Genomic DNA, 18,825 nt, shown 5'->3' with positions numbered 1-18,825 from the left:
CCTGACCATCTTCCTCGAGTTCAACGACCGGCACAGCGCCGCCAGCAGCTACCACAATCTCGGCGTGGTCGCGCAGGAGCAGCGGCGCCTCGACGAGGCCGAAGCCCACTACAACCAGGCCCTGACCATTTACCTGGAGTTCAACGACCGGCACGAAACCGCCGGCACCTACGGCCAGCTCGGCAGGGTCGCGCAGGAGCAGCGGCGCTTCGACGAGGCCGAAGCCCACTACAAGCAGGCCCTGACCACCTTCCTCGAGTTCAACGACCGGCACAGCGCCGCCCTCACCTACGGCCTGCTCGGCAGGGTCGCGCAGGAGCAGCGGCGCCTCGACGAGGCCGAAGCCCACTACAAGCAGGCCCTGACCATCCACCTGGAGTTCAACGACCGGCACAGCGCCGCCGGCAGCTACCACAATCTCGGCGTGGTCGCGCAGGAGCAGCGACGCTTCGACGAGGCCGAAGCCCACTACAAGCAGGCCCTGACCACCTTCCTCGAGTTCAACGACCGGCACAGCGCCGCCTTCACCTACGGCCAGCTCGGCCTGGTCGCGCAGAATCAGCGGCGCTTCGACGAGGCAACGCAGGCGTTGATCAAAGCGGCTGCTATCTGGCGATCGCTGTACGGGCAGTGGCCCAAAGTGCCGCTGACCGAGCTGAAGCAACTGCGGCAACAGATGAGCCCGAACGACTTCCGCCGGATCCTGCAAGACAGCCTGGAACCCGACCTCATCGACGAGCTCAACCCAGCTATCGACGATGTCACCGGATGAGACGGCCGCTGCCATCCCGATGCTCCTATGGAGGTCAAGGGGTGAGGGCGGCGAAGTCGGCGCGTAGGGCGGTGTCGACGTACGGCACCTGATGCCGGATTCGGAAGAACGCACCCGCCGCGCCACGACTCGACCATCTGACCTGCGGGAACAGGCCGGATTCAGACGTTGAAGCGGAACTCCACCACGTCGCCGTCCTGCATGACGTACTCCTTGCCCTCGATGCGGACCTTGCCCGCCGCCTTGGCCGACGCCATCGAACCGTGCTCGACCAGGTCGTGGTACGAGACCACCTCGGCCTTGATGAAGCCGCGCTGGAAGTCGCTGTGGATGACACCCGCGGCCTCCGGCGCGGTGGCGCCGACCGGGACGGTCCAGGCGCGCGCCTCCTTGGGGCCGGCCGTGAGGTACGTCTGGAGGCCGAGGGTGCGGAAGCCGACCCGGACGAGCTGGTTGAGGCCGGGCTCGTTCTGCCCGATCGACTCCAGCAGCTCGCGGGCCTCGTCCTCGGGCAGGTCCACCAGCTCGGATTCGATCTTGGCGTCCATGAAGATGGCCTCGGCGGGGGCGACCAGGGCGCGCAGTTCGTCGAGGAACGTCTCGTTGGCCAGCTCGGCCTCGTCGACGTTGAACACGTACAGGAAGGGCTTGGTGGTGAGCAGGTGCAGCTCGCGCAGGTGCTCCAGCTCGATCTTGGCGGCGGCGGCCCCGGAGTAGAGGGTGGTGCCACCGTCGAGCACCTCGATCGCGGCCTTCGCGGCGGCGACCGCGGCGGCCCGGTCCTTGCGGAGCTTGGCCTCCTTCTCCAACCGGGGCAGCGCCTTGTCCAGGGTCTGCAGGTCGGCGAGGATCAGCTCGGTGTTGATCGTCTCGATGTCGTCGGCCGGGGAGATCTTGCCATCGACGTGCACCACGTTCGGGTCGGAGAAGGCCCGGACGACCTGGCAGATCGCCGAGGCGTCCCGGATGTTGGCCAGGAAGGCGTTGCCCCGGCCCTGCCCCTTCGACGCGCCGCGGACCAGGCCGGCGATGTCGACGAACGACACCGGCGCGGGCAGCACCTTCTGCGAGGAGAAGATCTCGGCCAGCGTGCCCAGCCGCTCGTCGGGCAGCCCGACCACGCCGACGTTGGGCTCGATGGTGGCGAACGGGTAGTTCGCCGCCAGCACGTCGTTCTTGGTCAACGCGTTGAAAAGCGTGCTCTTGCCGACGTTGGGCAGGCCGACGATGCCGATGGTGAGACTCACGACGGGCCAGCTTACGCCGGTCCCGGCCAGGCCGGTCCAGGCGGCTCCGATTCGGCGCCGCGCCGGTTGTCGATCGTCGCTCCCAGCGGGCCCCGGCGGGCGTTGCTAATCTCCCGGTTCGATGGTCCGCTGCTGGAGGTGGGGATGACCTCGACGTTGCCTGAGCTGTACATCGCCGTCGATGTCGAGGCGGACGGACCGATCCCCGGGCCGTACAGCATGATCTCGCTGGGGATGGCCGTGGCCGGCCGACCGGACCTGACCTTCTACACCGAGCTGCGTCCCATCTCCGACGAGTTCGTCCCGGCGGCGTTGGCCGTCTCCGGCCTGGACCGGGACCGGCTACTGCGGGAGGCGCCCACAGCGCAGGAGGCGATGTCCGCCGCGGCGGCCTGGGTCGACGGGCTGCGCCGGGTCGGCCGTCCGGTCTTCCTCGCCGCCCCGGCCGTCTGGGACGGCATGTTCGTGCACTGGTACTTCCTCCGCTTCGTCGGGCACAGCCCGTTCGGTGCGACCGGCTCCGGTGTTGATCTCCGCAGTTACTGGATGGGGTTGACCGGTAGCGAGTGGGCCCGGACCCGCCAGGGCACGATCAAGCAGGAGTTGGGCCTGCACGACATGCCCCACACGCATCACGCCGGGGAGGACGCCGCCGAGCTGGCGCAGGTCTTCGACGCGGTGCTGCGCCGCCGGCGGCCGGTCGAGGAGGCGTGACGCTCAGCCGAGCCGGCGAGGGGCGATGACCGCCTCCCGGACGCTGCCGTCCGCGCCGCGGCTGACCTCGTACGCCGAGACGCCCTCGCGGTCCGCGATTGCCTCGGCCAGCCGGGTGCCCCGGTAGACCAGGCCGACGCCGTCGTCGGTGCAGTGGCTGGTGGGGAGCGTGCCGTCGCCGACCAGCTCGTGCATGAGCGGACGGCGCTGGCCCTCACTGTCGTAGTGCACCCCGTTGCCGTACGGCAGCCAGGCCAGAGCCTCGGTGAAGCCGCGCAGCCGGGGGCCGAAGCTGTCGGTGGCGCCGCCGACATGCCAGCAGATCGAGCCGGCGGAGACACCGGCCAGCACCACGCCGGCCTGCCAGCACTCGTGCAGGATCTCGTCGAGCCCGTGCACCCGCCACACGGCGACCAGGTTGGCCACGCTGCCACCGTCGACCCAGATCACGTCCTGGGCGAGCAGGTGGGCACGGACATCCTCGACGTTCGGCATCGGGAACAGGGCGAGGTGTGACAGCCGGAACCGGGTGTCGGCGAACGCGGCATAGACGGCGGCCAACGAGGTGGGCTGGTCGCCGATGGCCTGCCCGAGGTAGCAGAGCCGCGGTTGCGGTCCGGCCTCGGCCAGCTCGGCCGCCAACTCGAAGACCGGGCTGGGGCGCAGGTCGTAGGGCCCGCGGCCGCCCCGGAAGAAGCCCATGCTGGTGGCGATGATGGTCGGTTCGCTGGCGGGCATCGGAGCGTCCTTCCGTCGGGGGCGGTGCGGCGTCCATCCTGCCGCAGCCGGTCTCCCGCTCGCTCGGTGCGGGGCCGGACCGCACCCGCGGGTGCGGTCCGGCCCCGGCAGCCGCATGATCAACGAGACTGGTCGGGCCGCCGTTGGCGGGGCACCTCGACCTCGGGCCAGTGACCCAGGGCCCGGCGATCGGCCGGGGGCAGTTGCCCGGCGGCGGCGCGGGGCAGGGTGAACCGGTCGGCGGCGGCCGGGCCTGCCGAGACCGACTCGCGCAACATCCAACGCACCTCGTCGGCCGTCCAGCCCAGCCCCGGCCGCGCGGCGATCTCGCGGATCAACCGCCGGCCGACAGTCGTGTCGTCGTCGTAGAAGCGCATGCACCAGTGGTGCGTCCACATCCCGAGCGCCCGCAGGCCCGCGTCGTCCAGGGAGCCGGCCAACCGGCCGCAGGCCGTGTCGGGGAAACTCTGCTCGGTGCCGCCCGCCCGGTCCCGTTCGATGGCGCCCACTGCGGCCGGCGCGACGGCCCGCATCCGGCGGTAGAAGGACTGCGCCACCGCGCGGGGCAGCGGCGGAAACGCACCCGGTGTCGACGCCGCCGCCCAACCCGCCACGCTCGTCATTCGCCGCACCCCTTCTTCAGTTGGTGGCCGGACGCTACCCGGCACGACCGACACTTTCGGGCCGAAAAACCCCACCGATCGTGGATAGCGACGATGACCTGGGACGTCTGTATCTGTGACAACGAAACGGGGGTGGTGGGTGGACGAGGACGAGCGCGCGCGGCTGGCCGAGTTCGTCGGCAGCCGGACTCCGGCGCTGATGCGGGTCGCGTACCTGCTGACCGGGGACCGCAACGCCGCCGAGGACCTGTTCCAGTCGGCGTTGGCGCGGACCATCCCGAAGTGGGGAACCATTCGGCACGCCGATCCCGAGGGCTACCTGCGGGTGGTGATGTACCGCGAGCAGATCAGCTGGTGGCGACGACTGCGCCGGTGGCGGGAGACACCGCTGAACCCGGCGGACGAACCGGTCGGCGGCGACCCGAGCGGCGGCACCGACGTGCGGCTGGCGATGCGGGCCGCGTTGCGTCACCTGCCACCGACGCAGCGGGCGGTGGTGGTCCTCCGCTACTACGAGGACCTGCCCGAAGCCCGGGTGGCCGAACTGCTGGGCTGCTCGGTCGGGACCGTACGCAGCCGTACCCATCGAGCGGTGAAGCGACTGCGCGACCTGCTGCCGGACGTCGACAGGCTGGAGGTACGGCGATGACCGAACCCTTCGAGCACCTCATCCGCTCCACCCTCACCGACCTGGCCGAGGAGGCACCGATCGTGCATGACCAGTTGAGCCGAGCGGAACGGCGGGTGCGCAACAGACGCCGCGCCACGGTGACGGTGGGGGCGGTGAGCACCCTGGCGGCGATCCTGATCGCCACCCCGCTCGCCCTGGCCGCGACCGGCTCGGACGAGCCTCCTCCGGCCGTGCCCAGCCCGGCCGGCCCGGCGGCCGTGCCCAGCCCACCCGTGCCCACCCCGTCCACGCCCACCACGGTGCCGACTGTCGTACCGAGCCCCGGCGGCGCGCCCGGGGACCCGTCGATCACACCGGGCCCGCCCGGCGTACCGGGCCAACCCACCGTCAAGCCGAGCCCGTCGACTCCGCCGGGCCCGCCCGGCGTACCGGGCCGACCGACTGTCACGCCAACCCCGTCGACTCCGCCGGCCCCGGGCGGTGTGCCGGGCCGGCCGACTGTGGTGCCGAGCCCGGCGCGTTGAGCCCGGCGCGTTGAGCAGAACCGCCCCGGCCTGACCGGTCAACCCAGGAGATTCCGGTCACCTCCGCGCGGCGCTCCCCGTACCGGCGAGCGCCGCGCGTGGCAGCGGCCGGCGGGCACCGGTCCACGAGATTTGTCGAGGCCGGCATGCCCGCTCATTCTTGGGCCATGACCGATCCCGGACGCCCGAGGTACGCGCTGCGGGGGCAACGATGAGCACCGCCATGGCCCGGGTGCCCGACTCCCTGCGGGGGCAGATCGTCACACCCGGCGACCGCCGGTACGCGCAACTGCGCTCGACGTACACCAGGTCGGCGTCGCCGGCCGCGGTTCTGCTGCCGAAGACGACCGCGCAGGTGGTCGACGCGCTCCGCTACGCGCGGGAACAGCGGCTGCCCATCGCGGTCCGCAGCGGCGGGCACGGATTGTCCGGAGCCTCGTCCAACAACGGTGGAGTGGTCATCGACCTGTCCATGCTCAATCGGGTTCAGGTGATCGACGAGCGGGCCGGGCTGGTCCGGGTCGAGGCCGGCGCACGCTGGGCGAACGTGGCGAAGGCGCTGGCCCCGCACGGCCTGGTGATCAGCTCGGGTGACTACGGCGGCGTCGGTGTCGGCGGCCTGGCCACCGGCGGTGGTGTCGGCTGGCTGGTCCGCGCCCACGGCCTCACCATCGACCGGGTCCGCGCCGTCGAGGTGGTGCTGGCGGACGGGACGCTGGTACGCGCGGACGCCGAACACGAGCCGGAGCTGTTCTGGCTGGTCCGCGGGGCCGGGGCCGGCGCGGGCATCGTGGTGGCCTTCGAGATCGAGGCGGCCGAGCAGCGCAACGTCGGTGTCTCGCAGTTGGTCGTCGAGGCGCATCCGGACGGTCGCACCGTCCGGGAGTGGACGAGCTACCTCGCCCAGGCGCCACGGGAGTTGTCCGCGGCCGCTGTGGTGTTCGCGGAGGGGCGATCGGTCCTCATGTCCATCACCGCAGTGGTCGCCGCCGAGAGCCTGCGCCGGGCCCGACCGGCGGTGGAACCGCTGCTCGCCATCGGCAAGGTTCTCGAACACCGGACCGACCTGCTGCCCTACCCGACGCTGGTGCCGACCGCGCACCTCAACCCCAACGTCGGGCAGCAGCGTGGCACGACCACCAACGGTCTGTTCACCGCGCTGGACGACGCCGGGGCGCGGGCCGTGACGCGAGCGGTGACCGGGCCGGGGCGGGCGGTGATCCAGCTCCGCTCGTTGGGTGGGGCGGTCAACGACGTCGCTTCCGACGCGACCGCGTACCCGCACCGCCACCAGGACACGCTGATCGTGGCCTCGGTGTTCCCGCCGCAGGCCGACGCCGCGTTGAACGCCGCCTGGCGGGCCGCCGGGGCGCGCGCCGACGGCGCGTACGTCAACTTCGAGAGCCGGCCGGACCCGGTCGCGTTCGCCCGGATCTACCCGGGCGAGACCGGGTCGCGGGTCCGGCGGCTGTGGAAGCGGTACGACCCGGACGGTGTGTTCCGTTCGGCCCTGCTGACCGGCCAGACCAACCGCGCCAGCCAGGGCAGCCGGACCAACGGCTCCGGCCAGGCCGATCGGACCGGTCAGGGCTCCCGGACGGGCCGGTCCGGTCAGCCGCACCGACGCCGCCGCTGACGCCGGGGCCGCCGCGCACACCCAGGTCCGATTCCCGCCAGCCGATGACCGGTCGAGCGGGGCATCATCGGTGACATGGAGATGGACTTCGAGCGGTGTTACCGGGCCGTGGACAGCCGTGACCAGCGGTTCGACGGTTGGTTCTACACCGGCGTGACGTCCACCGGGATCTACTGCCGGCCGTCCTGCCCGGCGATCACGCCGAAGCGGCAGAACGTCCGGTTCTTCCCGTCCGCCGCCGCGGCGCAGGGCGCCGGGCTGCGCGCCTGCCGCCGCTGCCGGCCGGACGCCGCGCCCGGCTCACCGCTCTGGGACGTCCGAGCGGACGTGGTCGGTCGGGCGATGCGGTTGATCGCCGACGGGGTTGTCGACCGGGACGGCGTACCGGGCTTGGCCTCCCGGTTGGGCTACACCGAGCGGCACCTGCACCGGATGTTGAGCGCCGAGATGGGTGCCGGACCGCTCGCGCTGGCCCGGGCCCAACGCGCCCAGACCGCCCGGATCCTGATCGAGACGACCGAGCTGGCGATGGCCGAGATCGCGTTCGCCGCCGGCTTCGGCAGCGTGCGGCAGTTCAACGACACGCTTCGCGAGGTGTACGCGAGCGCCCCGTCGGACCTGCGCACGGCCCGTGGCCGCCAGCAGGCGCCGGCCGGGGCGGGGACCATCGCGCTCCGGCTGGCGTACCGTCCGCCGCTGCACACCCGGGCGCTGCTGGACTTCCTGGCGGTGCGGGCGTTGCCCGGCGTGGAGGAGGTCCGCGACCTGACGTACCGCAGGGGTCTGCGGTTGCCGCACGGCACCGGCCAGGTGGAGCTGACCCCGGCGGACGGGCACGTGGCGGCGACGTTGCGGCTCGCGGACCTGCGCGACCTGGCGCCGGCGGTGGCCCGCTGCCGCCGGTTGCTCGACCTGGACGCGGACCCGGCGGCCATCGACGCGACGTTGGCCGCCGACCCGGCGCTGGCCCCGGTGGTCGCCGCCGAACCAGGCATCCGCGTCCCCCGCGCCGTCGACGGCTTCGAGCAGGCTGTCCGCGCCGTCATCGGCCAACAGGTCTCGGTCACCTCCGCGAGAACCACCCTCACCCGCCTCCTCGCCCACCGAGTTGATCATGAGGTTGGCGAGGTCGATGAAGATCAAAGCCCAGGTCAACCTCATGATCAACGGGGTGGGTCGGCGGGTGGGCTGCGGGGGTTCTTGAGCGCGGAGGAGCTGCTCGGTGTTCCCGACTCGGGGTTCGGGATGCCGGTGGGGCGGCGGGAGGCGTTGCGGGGGTTGGCGCGGGCGGTCGTGGACGGGTCTGTCGACCTCGCCCCGGGGGTGGATCGGGAGGAGGCCGTTCGGGGGCTGCTCGCGCTCCCGGGCATCGGCCCGTGGACCGCCAACTACCTGACCATGCGCGCCTTCGGCGACCCGGACGTCCTGCTCAGCTCCGACCTCGCGGTCCGGCGCGGCGCCGCCGCGCTCGGCCTACCCGACACCCCACCGACCCTCGACAGGTACGCCGAGCGATGGCGTCCCTGGCGGTCCTACGCCACGATCAGACTCTGGAGAGCGGCATGAACATCGACAGCACAGTACTGAGCACACCGGCCGGCCCGTTGAGCATCCTCGCCGGTCCCGACGGTGACGTCCTGGCGGCCGGCTTCACCCCGGACCCGGCGGCGCTGCTCCCCCTGGTCCACCCGACCCTGCGGGCACCGCTGCGGGCGCGGGCCGACCTCGGCCCGGTCAGCGCGGCGGTCCACTCCTACCTGGACGGTGACCTCGCCGCCATCGACACGGTGCCGGTCCGTCAACACACCGGTGGAGAGTTCATGGCGCACGCCTGGCAGGTGCTGCGCGAGGTGCCGCCGGGCACCCCGGTCACCTACACCGGGTACGCGGCGCTGGCCGGTCGACCACCTGCGGTGCGGGCCGCAGCGGCCGCCTGCGCCCGCAACGCGGCAGCCCTCTTCGTGCCCTGCCACCGGGTTCTCCGCACCGACGGCACGCTCGGTGGCTACCGCTGGGGGTTGGACGTGAAGAAGTGGCTTCTCGGTCATGAGCGACGCCTGACAACAAGCTGACAGGAACATCGACACTCATTGACGCTACCGTCTGGTAGTGCCTGTGGAGAGCGACGGCGACCCGGCCGCCCGGGCCGCTGCGGGCACCCACCCCGTGCACAACCTCTGGCGGCTGCGCCCCTACCTGCGCCCGTACGCCGCCGAGTTCGCCTGGCTGCTCGTCGCGGGCCTCGCCGGCACCGCGGCCGGGATCGCCGTACCACTGGTGGTGCAGCGGGTGGTGGACGGGCCGGTGGCCCGACACGAGCCGGCCGGGCTGCTCCAGCTCGGCGGCCTGGCGCTGCTGCTCGGCGTCGTCGAGGCGGTGCTCATCTTCATCCGCCGGTGGGTGCAGTCGTCCTCGGCGGTGGGCATGGAGGCGGCGCTGCGCGCCGACGTCTACGCCCACCTGCAACGGCTGCCGACGAGCTTTCACGACCGCTGGCAGTCCGGCCAGCTGCTCTCCCGGATCACCAGCGACCTGTCGGTGATCCGCCGGTTCCTCTCCTTCGGCGTGTTCTTCCTGGTGCTCAACCTGACCACGTACCTGGTCGTGGTGGTGCTCCTGATCAACCTGCACCCGGCGCTCGGGGTGCTGGTCGCGGCCAGCGCGGTGCCGCTGCTGCTGATCAGTCGCCGCTTCGGCCGGCACTACCACGCCGCGTCCCGCCGGATGCAGGATCAGCAGGGCGACGTGGCGACGCTGGTCGAGGAGACCGCGCAGGGCCTGCGCACCATGAAGGCGTACGGGCGGGGGCCCGAACTGGCCGCTCGCTTCGCCGGTGCGGCCCGGCGGCTGCACGACACGGGCGTCGGCAAGGGGCGGCTGCTGGCGAACACGTCGGCGCTGCTCGACCTGGTGCCCAACGTGACACTGGGCGTGGTGCTGGCGGCCGGGGCGGCCGCCGCCGCGCAGGGCGCGCTCACCATCGGCGAACTGGTCGCGTTCGTCAGTCTCCAACTGATGCTCATCTGGCCGGTGCAGTCGCTGGGTTGGATCATCGCCAACGGTCAGGAGGCGGCCACCGCCGCCGACCGGATCCAGGAGGTGCTGGACACTCCGCCGGAGATCGTGGATTCTCCCGGCGCTGTCGCGTTGCCGCGCGACGCGGTGCGCGGTCGTCTGCGCTTCGAGCGGGTCGCGTTCAGCTACCCGGGTGCCACCACCGGGGTGCTGCGCGAGATCGACCTGACCATCGAGCCGGGCGAGACGTTGGCCCTGGTCGGCGCCACCGGCTCCGGCAAGAGCACGCTGCTCTCCCTGGTGCCCCGGCTGCACGAGGTGACCACCGGCCGGATCACCCTGGACGGGCACGACCTGCGCGAGCTGCGGCTGGCCTCGCTGCGCCGGCTGGTCGGGGTGGCGTTCGAGGAGCCCACGCTCTTCTCCATGTCGGTGCGGGAGAACCTCACACTGGGTCGCCCGGACGCCGGTGACGACGAGATCCACGCCGCACTCGCGCTGGCCCAGGCCGACTTCGCGTACGACCTGCCCTGGGGGTTGGCGACCCGGGTGGGCGAGCAGGGGTTGTCCCTCTCCGGCGGGCAACGGCAACGGCTCGCGTTGGCGCGGGCCGTGCTCGGCCGACCGGCGGTGCTGGTGCTGGACGACCCGCTCTCCGCTCTCGACGTGCACACCGAGGCCCTGGTCGAGGCGGCGCTGCGGCGGGTCCTGCGCGACAGCACCGCGCTGCTGGTGGTGCACCGGCCGTCGACGATCGCGCTCGCCGACCGGGTCGCCCTGTTGGAGGACGGGCGGATCACCGCCACCGGCCGGCACTCCGACCTGCTGGCCACCGTCCCGGCGTACCGGGCGCTGCTCGCCGCCGAGCCGCCCGCCGGGCATCCACCGTCGGATGGGGCCAGCGGGCCGAGTTCGTCCCCTTCGGACGGGTGGGGGCTGGTGCGCTCGTGAGCGTGCCGGAGCAGCCCGACCCGTCTCCCGAGGAGGAGCCCGAGCTCACCCGCTGGCGCGGAACCGCCACCGACCCGGAGGCCGACCGCAGTCGAGCCGAGGACACCAGCCCCGAGGCGGTGGCCCGGCTGCGCCGGCTCAGCCGCACCCTGCTGGGCGGCCTGCTCCGCCCGCATCGGAGGCGTCTCGCCGCGGCGGTCACCCTGCTGCTGGCCCAGAATGCCGCCGCGATGGCCGGCCCGTACCTGGTCATGATCGGCATCGACCGGGCCATCCCGCCGTTGCGTGCCGGCGACGCCGGCCCGCTGGTCACCGTCGCCGGGGCGTTCGCGGTGGCCGCGGTGACCGAGTACGCGGCCCGCCGCGGCTTCCTCACCCTCTCCGCCCGGATCGGCCAGGCCGTCCTGCTCGACCTGCGGCAACGGGTGTTCGGGCACTTCCTGCGGCTGTCGGTGGGCTTCCACGAGCGGTACACGTCCGGCCGGATGGTCTCCCGGCTCACGAGCGACCTGGACTCGATCGCCGAGCTGGTCGACGGTGGGATCGACAGCCTGGTGCTGGCCGGGCTCTCGATCCTGTCGGTGGCCGCCATCCTGCTCTGGCTGGACCTGCCGCTGGCGGCCGTGACGCTGTTCGCCTTCCCGTTCCTGTTCTGGCTCTCCCGCTGGTTCGCCCGGTCGTCGGCCAGCGCGTACCGACGGACCCGGGACGCTGTCGCGCTGGTCATCGTGCATTTCGTCGAATCGATGCGGGGCATCCGGGCGGTGCAGGCGTTCCGCCGGGAGCCTCGCAACCAACGCATCTTCGTGGCGCTCGGCGACGATTACCGGCGGAGCAGCCTGCACGCATTCCGGCTGATCGCCACGTACTCGCCCGCGATCAAGCTGATTGGCAACGTCACAGTGGCTGTGGTGCTCTGCTACGGCGGTTGGCGGGTGCTCGGCGGGCAGACCGAGATCGGCGTGCTCGCCGCGTTCCTGCTCTATCTGCGCCGCTTCTTCGAGCCGATGCAGGAGCTGAGCCAGTTCTACAACTCGTTGCAGTCGGCCACCGCCGCGCTGGAGAAGTTGGCCGGGGTGCTCGACGAACGACCGGCCGTCGCCGAACCGGCCCGGCCCACACCGCTGCCGACCGGTCCCGGCCGTGGTGCGTTGATCTTTCGCGCGGTCGGCTTCGGCTACCGGGCCGACACCCCGATCCTCTGCGGCCTGGAGCTGACAGTGCCGGCCGGGCAGACCGTGGCGCTGATCGGCCCCACCGGGGCGGGCAAGTCGACGATCGCGAAGCTGGTCGCCCGGTTTCACGATCCCGACACCGGCACCATCCGGTTGGACGGGGTCGACCTGCGCGACGTACGCGACGCCGACCTGCGCCGCGCCGTGGTGCTGGTGACGCAGGAGAACCACCTGTTCAGCGGGACCGTCGCGGAGAACATCCGGTTCGGCCGCCCCGGGGCCGACGACGCCGCCGTCCAGGCCGCCGCGCGGGCGATCGGCGCGCACGACTTCATCGCCGCACTACCCGAGGGGTACGCCACTCAGGTGCACCGGCGCGGCGGCCGGCTCTCCGCCGGGCAGCGGCAACTGGTCGCGTTCGCCCGCGCGTTCCTGGCCGACCCGACAGTGCTGATCCTGGACGAGGCGACGTCGTCGCTGGACGTGCCGACGGAACGTCTGGTGCAGCGGGCACTCGGCACCATCCTGCGCGACCGCACCGCGCTGGTGATCGCCCATCGTCTATCCACAGTGGAGATCGCAGACCGGGTGCTCGTCCTCGACGGCGGAACTGTCGTCGAGGACGGTCCACCCGCCGTGCTGGCCGAGGCCGACGGCCGGTACGCCGCCCTGCATCGGCAGTGGCGGGAATCACTGGTCTAGCTACAATCACGGCTCGTCGACCGCACCCGCCCGGTGAGGCCGGCAACAGCGACCGGATCGTTCCGGTCGGCACCACCGAACACACGGGGAGGGTACGGGGTGCGCACACGGGGACGCGTGATCGTGGCTGGGCTGACCGCCATCGGTCTGATCGGAGCCGCCGTCGCGGTGACCACAGGAGACGGAGCCGAGCGCCCGTCGACGACGGCGGCAGCGGCTGAGGAAGGGCTGGGCAGCGCGACAGCCGGCGGAGCGAGCACGGCACCGGGCGCAACCGCCTCCGGTGGCGTCGGGACCGGGCCGCAGAAGGAGCAGAGGACAGCGCCGAATGCCGCGTCCGGGCCGGTGCGCGTCCGACCGGCCCAGGCGGTCGCTCAGGCCGCGCCCGAATCCGTCGCGTACCTGCGCGACCGCTACCGGATCTCGACGACCGAGGCGGCCCGACGACTCGCCCTTCAGGAACTGTCCGCGCCGCTCGCCGCGCGGCTGACCGAGCAGGTCCCGCGCTCGTACGGCGGCATGTGGCTCGACCAGAAGGCCGGCGGTGTGCTGACCGTCGGAGCGACCGACGTCGCGGCGGTGCAGGCGGCCGTGGCCGAGGTGACGGACCCGGCGAACGTCCGGGTGGTCGCCGTACGGCACACGGTGAGTCAGCTGACCGAGGCCGCAGCCACCATCGCCGTCACGCTCGACGCGTCACCCGGCTCGGATGTCGTTGTGGATCAGCAGGCCAACGAGATCGTGGTGCTCACCGGCGACAAGATCACGGCGGACCACCCGCGGCTGGCCGAGGCGCGCCGCGCCGCAGGCGTGCCGACCCGGACCCAGGCCCGGACCCCCGCGACAAACGTGCAGAAGGCGTGCGACCCGCGCTACTGCCCGCAGGCGCCGATGCGCGGCGGCATCCGCCTTGACGTGCCCCGCGACGACGGCACCGTCGGCGGCTGCACCACCGGCTTCAACCTCATCGTCGGAGTGCGCGACGCGTACGTGCTGACCGCGGGGCACTGCGTCGTCGGCGGACGGCACCAGCAGGTCGACCGGACCTGGCATCAGTTCCTCGGCCCGAAGGCGCCCGTGACAGTGGAGGCGCCCAACCCGGACCTGGCCGAGAACGCCTACCCGTACGACTACGCGATCATGCCGTACCAGCCCGCAGCTCTGCGCCAGTGGACGTACCCACGGGGGACCAAGAGCACCCCCAGCCTGGTCAACTACTGGTGCGTCGCGGACAACCCGCGATGCGCCACCAGCGGTAGCCGGGACGTGCGGATCACCGGCTACGTCCCGTGGAGTTCCATCCAGAGCGGTTGGGTCGTCTGCGCGACCGGCTCGGCGTACACCCCGAAGGCCGGTGAGCAGTACGTCGACTCCGGCGCCGGCGCCGGCTACGTGTCCGGCACCCGGTGCGGGGAGATCACCGGCAAGAGCAGCGGCGGCATCGACGTGCGAATCTGCGCCCGGCCGGGAGACAGCGGCGGGCCGCTGTTCACCGAGGCCGACGGCAAGGCGCTGGGCATCCTCTCGAACGGCGACCCGGGGCAGGGCGCCTGCACCAACCCGAACGAGCAGAACTCCTACGCCCCGATCTCCACGATCCTGGATCGGGCCAACGCCCGCAGCGGCGAAAGGCTGCGGATCCGGCTGGCCACGTCCGGCCCGGCCGCCGGCCCGGTCGCCCGCTGACGAGTGGGCCGACCGGCACCAGCCGGTCGGCCCCCAGCGGTCGACCCGGCACACCTCGTCGGCGGGTTGCCGCCGCGCCGGCCGACAGCCCTTCGGCACGAATTCTCGTGGCGCAGTGGTTAACCCGTGGTCCGGCCGTTGGCCCCTGCCTACGATCGCAGGATGACCGATACGGCGAGGACGGCCCGCGCCGGCGTTCCCGAGCGTCCGACAGTGGACGGGCTCGAGGAGAGCTGGGCACGCCGCTGGCAGGAGGAAGGCACGTACGCGTTCGACCGCTCGAGAAAGCGGAGCGACGTGTTCTCGATCGACACCCCGCCGCCGACCGTATCGGGCGAGTTGCACATGGGGCACGTCTTCTCGTACACGCACACCGACACCACGGCGCGGTACCAGCGGATGCGCGGCAAGGCCGTCTTCTACCCGATGGGCTGGGACGACAACGGCCTGCCCACCGAGCGTCGGGCGCAGAACGTGTACGGGGTGCGCTGCGATCCGGCACTGCCGTACGACCCGGTGTGGCGACCACCGGCAGCTCCGGTCGACGACGCGGCCCGCCGCGACCCCACCCCGATCTCCCGGCGCAACTTCATCGAGCTGTGCGAACGGCTGACGGTCACCGACGAGCAGGCCTTCGAGGCGCTGTGGCGGCGGCTCGGGCTCTCGGTGGACTGGTCCCTGACGTACACGACGATCGGCCGGATCGCCCGGACCACCAGCCAACGGGCCTTCGTCCGCAACCTGCGCCGTGGCGAGGCGTACCAGTCGGAGGCGCCGACCCTCTGGGACGTCGGCTTCGCCACCGCTGTCGCCCAGGCGGAGTTGGAGGACCGGGAGCGCCCCGGCGCCTACCACCGACTGCGGTTCGCGGCGGCCGACGGGCGTGAGGTGCTCATCGACACCACCCGGCCCGAGCTGTTGCCGGCCTGCGTGGCGCTGGTCTGCCACCCCGACGACGAGCGGTACGCCGACCTGGTGGGCGCCACGGTGCGCAGCCCGCTCTTCGACGTCGAGGTGCCGGTGTACGCGCATCCACTCGCCGACCCCGGCAAGGGCACCGGTGTCGCGATGGTCTGCACGTTCGGTGACCTGACCGACGTGACCTGGTGGCGTGAGCTGGGGCTGGACACCCGGGTGGTGATCGGCCGGGACGGTCGGCTGCTTCCCGAGCCGCCGCACGGGGTGCCGGCGCAGCCGTACGCGGCGCTGGCCGGGCAGACCGTCAACGGCGCCCGCCGGGAGATCGTCGGGATGCTGGCCGACGCGGGTGACCTGATCGGCGAGCCGCGCCCGATCACCCACCCGGTCAAGTTCTACGAACGCGGCGACCGGCCACTGGAGATCGTCTCGACTCGACAGTGGTATCTGCGCAACGGCGGCCGGGACGAGGCGCTGCGCGCGACCCTGCTGGCCCGGGGCGAGCAGCTGCACTGGGTGCCGGCGCACATGAAACACCGCTACGACAACTGGGTGGGCGGCCTGAACGGGGACTGGCTGGTCAGCCGCCAACGCTTCTTCGGGGTGCCGGTGCCGGTGTGGTACCGGCTCGACGACACTGGCGAGCCGGACTGGTCCCACCCTCTCACGCCGGACGAGTCCTCGCTGCCAGTCGATCCATCCAGCGATCCGGCGCCCGGTTACGACGAGTCGCAGCGCGGCCGACCGGGTGGCTTCATCGGCGACCCGGACGTGCTCGACACCTGGGCCACCTCGTCGCTGACCCCGCAGATCGTCGGCGGCTGGGAGACCGACCCGGACCTGTTCGCCAGGGTCTTCCCGATGGATCTCCGCCCGCAGGGGCAGGAGATCATCCGGACCTGGCTCTTCGACAGCGTGATCCGTTCGCACTTGGAGCACGGGGTGCTGCCCTGGCGGGACACAGTGCTCTCGGGCTGGATCCTCGACCCCGACCACAAGAAGATGGCCAAGTCCAAGGGAAACGTGGTCACCCCGGTGGCCCTGTTGGAGCAGCACGGCTCGGACGCGGTGCGCTACTGGGCGGCCAGCGGCAAGCCCGGCATGGACCTGGCCTTCGACCCAGCGCAGATCAAAGTCGGCCGGCGACTGGCCACCAAGCTGCTCAACGCGTCCAAGTTCGCGCTCGGGCTGGGCGCGGCGGACGCGTTGCGCGCCCCGTACGACAACTCCAGCTCGGCGCGTCTGACGCCGCGCCGCGACCTGGAGCTGTCGGCGACCACACCACTGGACCGGGCCATGCTCGCCGAGCTGGCCACCGTTGTCACCGCGGCGAGCACCGCCTTCGACTCGTACGACCACACGGCGGCCCTGCAGGTCACCGAGGCGTTCTTCTGGCGGTTCTGCGACGACTACATCGAGCTGGTCAAGGAGCGGGCCTACGGCACCGGAGCGGCGGCCGACTCCGCACGGGCGGCGCTGGCCTCGGCGCTGTCGGTGCAGCTGCGGTTGTTCGCCCCGGTGCTGCCGTACGTGACCGAGGAGGTCTGGTCGTGGTGGCGGTACGGCTCGGTGCACCTGGCGCCGTGGCCCACCACCTACGAGGTGGCCCGGACGATCGAGGGATCGGGTGAGCCGGCGCTGCTGCGGCTCGCCGGTGACGCGTTGAGCCAGGTGCGACGGGCCAAGTCGGAGCGGAAGCTGTCGATGAAGGCGGAGGTGCCGTTGGCGGAGGCGCTCGGCCCGGCGGCGCTGCTGGAGCAGCTCACGCTGGTCGCCGACGACCTACGGGCGGCCGGCCGGATCGCCAAGCTCGATCTGCTCCCGGACCGCACCCCGGAGCTGGTCATCGCCTGCGCCTTCTGACCGGGGTCCGCCGCCGTCCGCTCGGGCGGCGGCGGACCGGCGGCTCACCAGCCGCGCAGGAAACGCAGCCCGAGCAGGAACGCGATCACGGCGGGCCCGACCAGCAGGGTGATCGCCTGGAGGCGGTACGGCATACGGTGCCGGGTCAGCTCGCCCGCGTTGCCCAGCACGATGGCCCCGGCCAGCATCAGGAACGCGCCCCACCAGCCGGTCTCCAGGTGGATCAGATCCACCCGGATCAGTTGCAGGGTCAGCCCGAGCAGCGCTCCGGTCAGCGCGAGCAGGGCCACCGCCCGGTGCAGGCCGCGGGCCAGCGGGTGGGCCGCGCGCCAGCCGTAGGTGCCAGCCACCGCCAGGCAGGGCAGCACCACCAGGAGCGGCCAACCTCGCCCCATCACACCGAACATCAGCAGCGCGCCGACTGCGAAGACGATCGTGCCGACGCAGGCGAGCATGTACCCGGCGAAGGCCCGGCCACCGCCGCGAGCCAGCAACGGCCCGCCGCTGGCCGCGATCAACGCGGCCGGGATCAGGATGAACACCGCCCACCAGTGGAACTGGCCGCTGCCCTGAGCCGCGGTGGCGACAGTGGCACAGGCCAGCCCGGCGACGGCCAGGCTGGTCAGCCAGGGCCGGCTGCTCCGGGAGTATGGCTCAGCCAACGACGTCCGCTCCGCTTCGACGCTCACGCCCACCAGCCTGGCCCGATGTGGCCCGGCCGGTCCATCCGGCCAGCCCTACCGCAGCGCGGGGGCTGGCCGGAACAGCGCCCAGGGCGTGTGTCAAGGCCTCGGTCGAGCCGAGGCGGAGTCCAGGCGGCGGTCCGGCCAGGGGCTTTGACACACGCCCTAACATCGTTGTCAGCTCGTCTCGCCGGCCACGCTGAACGAGCGCAGGCGGTCGATGGCGAGCACTGTGAAGCCGACGCTGACCAGCGCGGTCATCACCGACGCCACCGGCACCGACACGCTGGTCTCCAGCAGCCCGGTGGGGGCGATCCGGTCGGCGAGGGCGATCACGTACTGCTGGATGGAGAGCACCTTGGTGCCGCTGACGAAGTTGCCCAGCAGCCCCTCCCAGATCAGCACGTAGACCAGCCCGAGCAGCACCGGCCGCCTGGTGACCAGACTGAGCGCGAGGAACAACGCCGAGTACGCCAGCGCGCCGAGCGCCGCCGCGACCGCCAGCGCCAGTCCGAGGCGTACCGAATCGGCGAGCACGCCCGCGACGTAGAGCGGCACCGCCACGGTGACCGCTGTGACCCCGGCGGCCACCGCGAGCTTCGGCAGCACGATCTGCCAGCGCGGCAGCGGCTTGGTCAGGATGTGCACCACGGTGCCGTCGTCGATCTCGGCGCCCAGCACGCCGGTGCCGATGATCAACGCAACCACCGGCAGCACCACTGCCAGGCCGAGGCCGACCAGCACCGGCGGCCCCCACTCGCCCGGGTCCACCCCCAGCGACCGGCAGAGCACGGCCAGCCCGAGCAGCACCAACGGCAGCGGTAGCAGCAGCAGGAACCGACGTCGGCCGAACAACCCACGCGCGGTGATCCAGGTAACTGTCGACATGTCAGCTTCTTTCGTTCGTGACTGCGGGGCTCACTCGCTGCGCTCGTTCACTCCTCGCA

At 72.2% G+C, this 18,825-nt stretch carries 16 protein-coding genes; 11 read left to right on the top strand and 5 right to left on the bottom strand.

Annotated features, from left to right (window positions below; all coding sequences use genetic code 11):
- Positions 1-772, top strand: a 772-nt coding sequence (locus tag NIE79_RS29550; RefSeq protein ID WP_238681692.1) for a tetratricopeptide repeat protein, incomplete at its 5' end; no start/stop codon positions are given.
- Positions 773-933: 161 nt separating this feature from the next.
- On the opposite strand, the gene ychF is transcribed toward NIE79_RS29550, so the two are convergent.
- Positions 934-2,019 (bottom strand): redox-regulated ATPase YchF, encoded by a 1,086-nt coding sequence (gene ychF, locus NIE79_RS29545; RefSeq protein WP_238681691.1) that lies wholly within the window; start codon positions 2,017-2,019, stop codon positions 934-936.
- 144 nt (positions 2,020-2,163) lie between these two features.
- On the opposite strand from ychF, the gene NIE79_RS29540 reads away from it, so the two are divergent.
- Positions 2,164-2,733: an exonuclease gene (locus NIE79_RS29540; protein ID WP_238681690.1), complete on the top strand. Its 570-nt coding sequence runs from the start codon at positions 2,164-2,166 to the stop codon at positions 2,731-2,733.
- 3 nt (positions 2,734-2,736) lie between these two features.
- Here the strand turns inward: NIE79_RS29540 and NIE79_RS29535 are convergent, their stop codons facing one another.
- Positions 2,737-3,471, bottom strand: a complete 735-nt coding sequence (locus NIE79_RS29535; RefSeq protein WP_238681689.1) for a Type 1 glutamine amidotransferase-like domain-containing protein — start codon at positions 3,469-3,471, stop codon at positions 2,737-2,739.
- 119 nt (positions 3,472-3,590) lie between these two features.
- On the bottom strand, positions 3,591-4,094 hold the full coding sequence (locus tag NIE79_RS29530; RefSeq protein WP_238681688.1) for a hypothetical protein: 504 nt from the start codon (positions 4,092-4,094) through the stop codon (positions 3,591-3,593).
- Between the two features lie 139 nt (positions 4,095-4,233).
- On the opposite strand from NIE79_RS29530, the gene NIE79_RS29525 reads away from it, so the two are divergent.
- The 9 genes from NIE79_RS29525 to valS all read left to right on the top strand — a co-directional run bounded on the left by NIE79_RS29525 (position 4,234) and on the right by valS (position 17,195).
- A complete protein-coding gene (locus NIE79_RS29525; protein ID WP_091406289.1) occupies positions 4,234-4,743 on the top strand; it encodes a SigE family RNA polymerase sigma factor in 510 nt (169 codons plus the stop codon).
- On the top strand, positions 4,740-5,249 hold the full coding sequence (locus tag NIE79_RS29520) for a hypothetical protein (RefSeq protein ID WP_238681687.1): 510 nt from the start codon (positions 4,740-4,742) through the stop codon (positions 5,247-5,249). Before NIE79_RS29525 ends, NIE79_RS29520 begins: the two co-directional genes overlap by 4 nt.
- Before the next feature lie 211 nt (positions 5,250-5,460).
- Positions 5,461-6,885, top strand: a complete 1,425-nt coding sequence (locus tag NIE79_RS29515; protein WP_238681686.1) for an FAD-binding oxidoreductase — start codon at positions 5,461-5,463, stop codon at positions 6,883-6,885.
- Between the two features lie 75 nt (positions 6,886-6,960).
- Positions 6,961-8,451: a DNA-3-methyladenine glycosylase 2 family protein gene (locus NIE79_RS29510; protein WP_238681685.1), complete on the top strand. Its 1,491-nt coding sequence runs from the start codon at positions 6,961-6,963 to the stop codon at positions 8,449-8,451.
- Positions 8,448-8,957: a methylated-DNA--[protein]-cysteine S-methyltransferase gene (locus tag NIE79_RS29505; RefSeq protein ID WP_238681684.1), complete on the top strand. Its 510-nt coding sequence runs from the start codon at positions 8,448-8,450 to the stop codon at positions 8,955-8,957. The genes NIE79_RS29510 and NIE79_RS29505 overlap by 4 nt, the downstream gene beginning before the upstream one ends.
- Before the next feature lie 37 nt (positions 8,958-8,994).
- Entirely contained in the window at positions 8,995-10,851 is a 1,857-nt protein-coding gene (locus tag NIE79_RS29500) for an ABC transporter ATP-binding protein (RefSeq protein WP_238681683.1), read from the top strand.
- On the top strand, positions 10,848-12,728 hold the full coding sequence (locus NIE79_RS29495) for an ABC transporter ATP-binding protein (protein ID WP_238681682.1): 1,881 nt from the start codon (positions 10,848-10,850) through the stop codon (positions 12,726-12,728). Before NIE79_RS29500 ends, NIE79_RS29495 begins: the two co-directional genes overlap by 4 nt.
- Before the next feature lie 123 nt (positions 12,729-12,851).
- Positions 12,852-14,414 (top strand): trypsin-like serine protease, encoded by a 1,563-nt coding sequence (locus tag NIE79_RS29490; RefSeq protein WP_238681681.1) that lies wholly within the window; start codon positions 12,852-12,854, stop codon positions 14,412-14,414.
- Between the two features lie 162 nt (positions 14,415-14,576).
- A complete protein-coding gene (valS, locus tag NIE79_RS29485; protein ID WP_238681680.1) occupies positions 14,577-17,195 on the top strand; it encodes a valine--tRNA ligase in 2,619 nt (872 codons plus the stop codon).
- Between the two features lie 44 nt (positions 17,196-17,239).
- On the opposite strand, the gene NIE79_RS29480 is transcribed toward valS, so the two are convergent.
- Together NIE79_RS29480 and NIE79_RS29475 are read right to left on the bottom strand one after the other, a co-directional pair.
- Positions 17,240-17,884: a hypothetical protein gene (locus tag NIE79_RS29480; protein ID WP_238681679.1), complete on the bottom strand. Its 645-nt coding sequence runs from the start codon at positions 17,882-17,884 to the stop codon at positions 17,240-17,242.
- A 171-nt stretch (positions 17,885-18,055) separates the two neighbouring features.
- The gene (locus tag NIE79_RS29475) at positions 18,056-18,766 is read right to left on the bottom strand and encodes an ABC transporter permease subunit (protein ID WP_210785834.1); all 711 of its coding nucleotides are present in this window, start codon (positions 18,764-18,766) and stop codon (positions 18,056-18,058) included.
- Positions 18,767-18,825: the final 59 nt, after the last annotated feature.

This window comes from Micromonospora trifolii (genome assembly GCF_022229005.1).
Taxonomy (GTDB): domain Bacteria; phylum Actinomycetota; class Actinomycetes; order Mycobacteriales; family Micromonosporaceae; genus Micromonospora; species Micromonospora trifolii.
The sequence above is the reverse complement of the archived record's forward strand: the minus strand, read 5'-3'. Positions and strand labels throughout refer to the sequence as shown.

Excerpts from the sequence above, each read along its gene's own strand:
- NIE79_RS29540 (WP_238681690.1), top strand. The coding sequence starts at position 2,164 with ATGACCTCGACGTTGCCTGAGCTGTACATCGCCGTCGATGTCGAGGCG.
- NIE79_RS29535 (WP_238681689.1), bottom strand. The coding sequence starts at position 3,471 with ATGCCCGCCAGCGAACCGACCATCATCGCCACCAGCATGGGCTTCTTC.
- NIE79_RS29530 (WP_238681688.1), bottom strand. The coding sequence starts at position 4,094 with ATGACGAGCGTGGCGGGTTGGGCGGCGGCGTCGACACCGGGTGCGTTT.
- NIE79_RS29520 (WP_238681687.1), top strand. The coding sequence starts at position 4,740 with ATGACCGAACCCTTCGAGCACCTCATCCGCTCCACCCTCACCGACCTG.
- NIE79_RS29515 (WP_238681686.1), top strand. The coding sequence starts at position 5,461 with ATGAGCACCGCCATGGCCCGGGTGCCCGACTCCCTGCGGGGGCAGATC.
- NIE79_RS29510 (WP_238681685.1), top strand. The coding sequence starts at position 6,961 with ATGGAGATGGACTTCGAGCGGTGTTACCGGGCCGTGGACAGCCGTGAC.
- NIE79_RS29505 (WP_238681684.1), top strand. The coding sequence starts at position 8,448 with ATGAACATCGACAGCACAGTACTGAGCACACCGGCCGGCCCGTTGAGC.
- valS (WP_238681680.1), top strand. The coding sequence starts at position 14,577 with ATGACCGATACGGCGAGGACGGCCCGCGCCGGCGTTCCCGAGCGTCCG.
- NIE79_RS29475 (WP_210785834.1), bottom strand. The coding sequence starts at position 18,766 with ATGTCGACAGTTACCTGGATCACCGCGCGTGGGTTGTTCGGCCGACGT.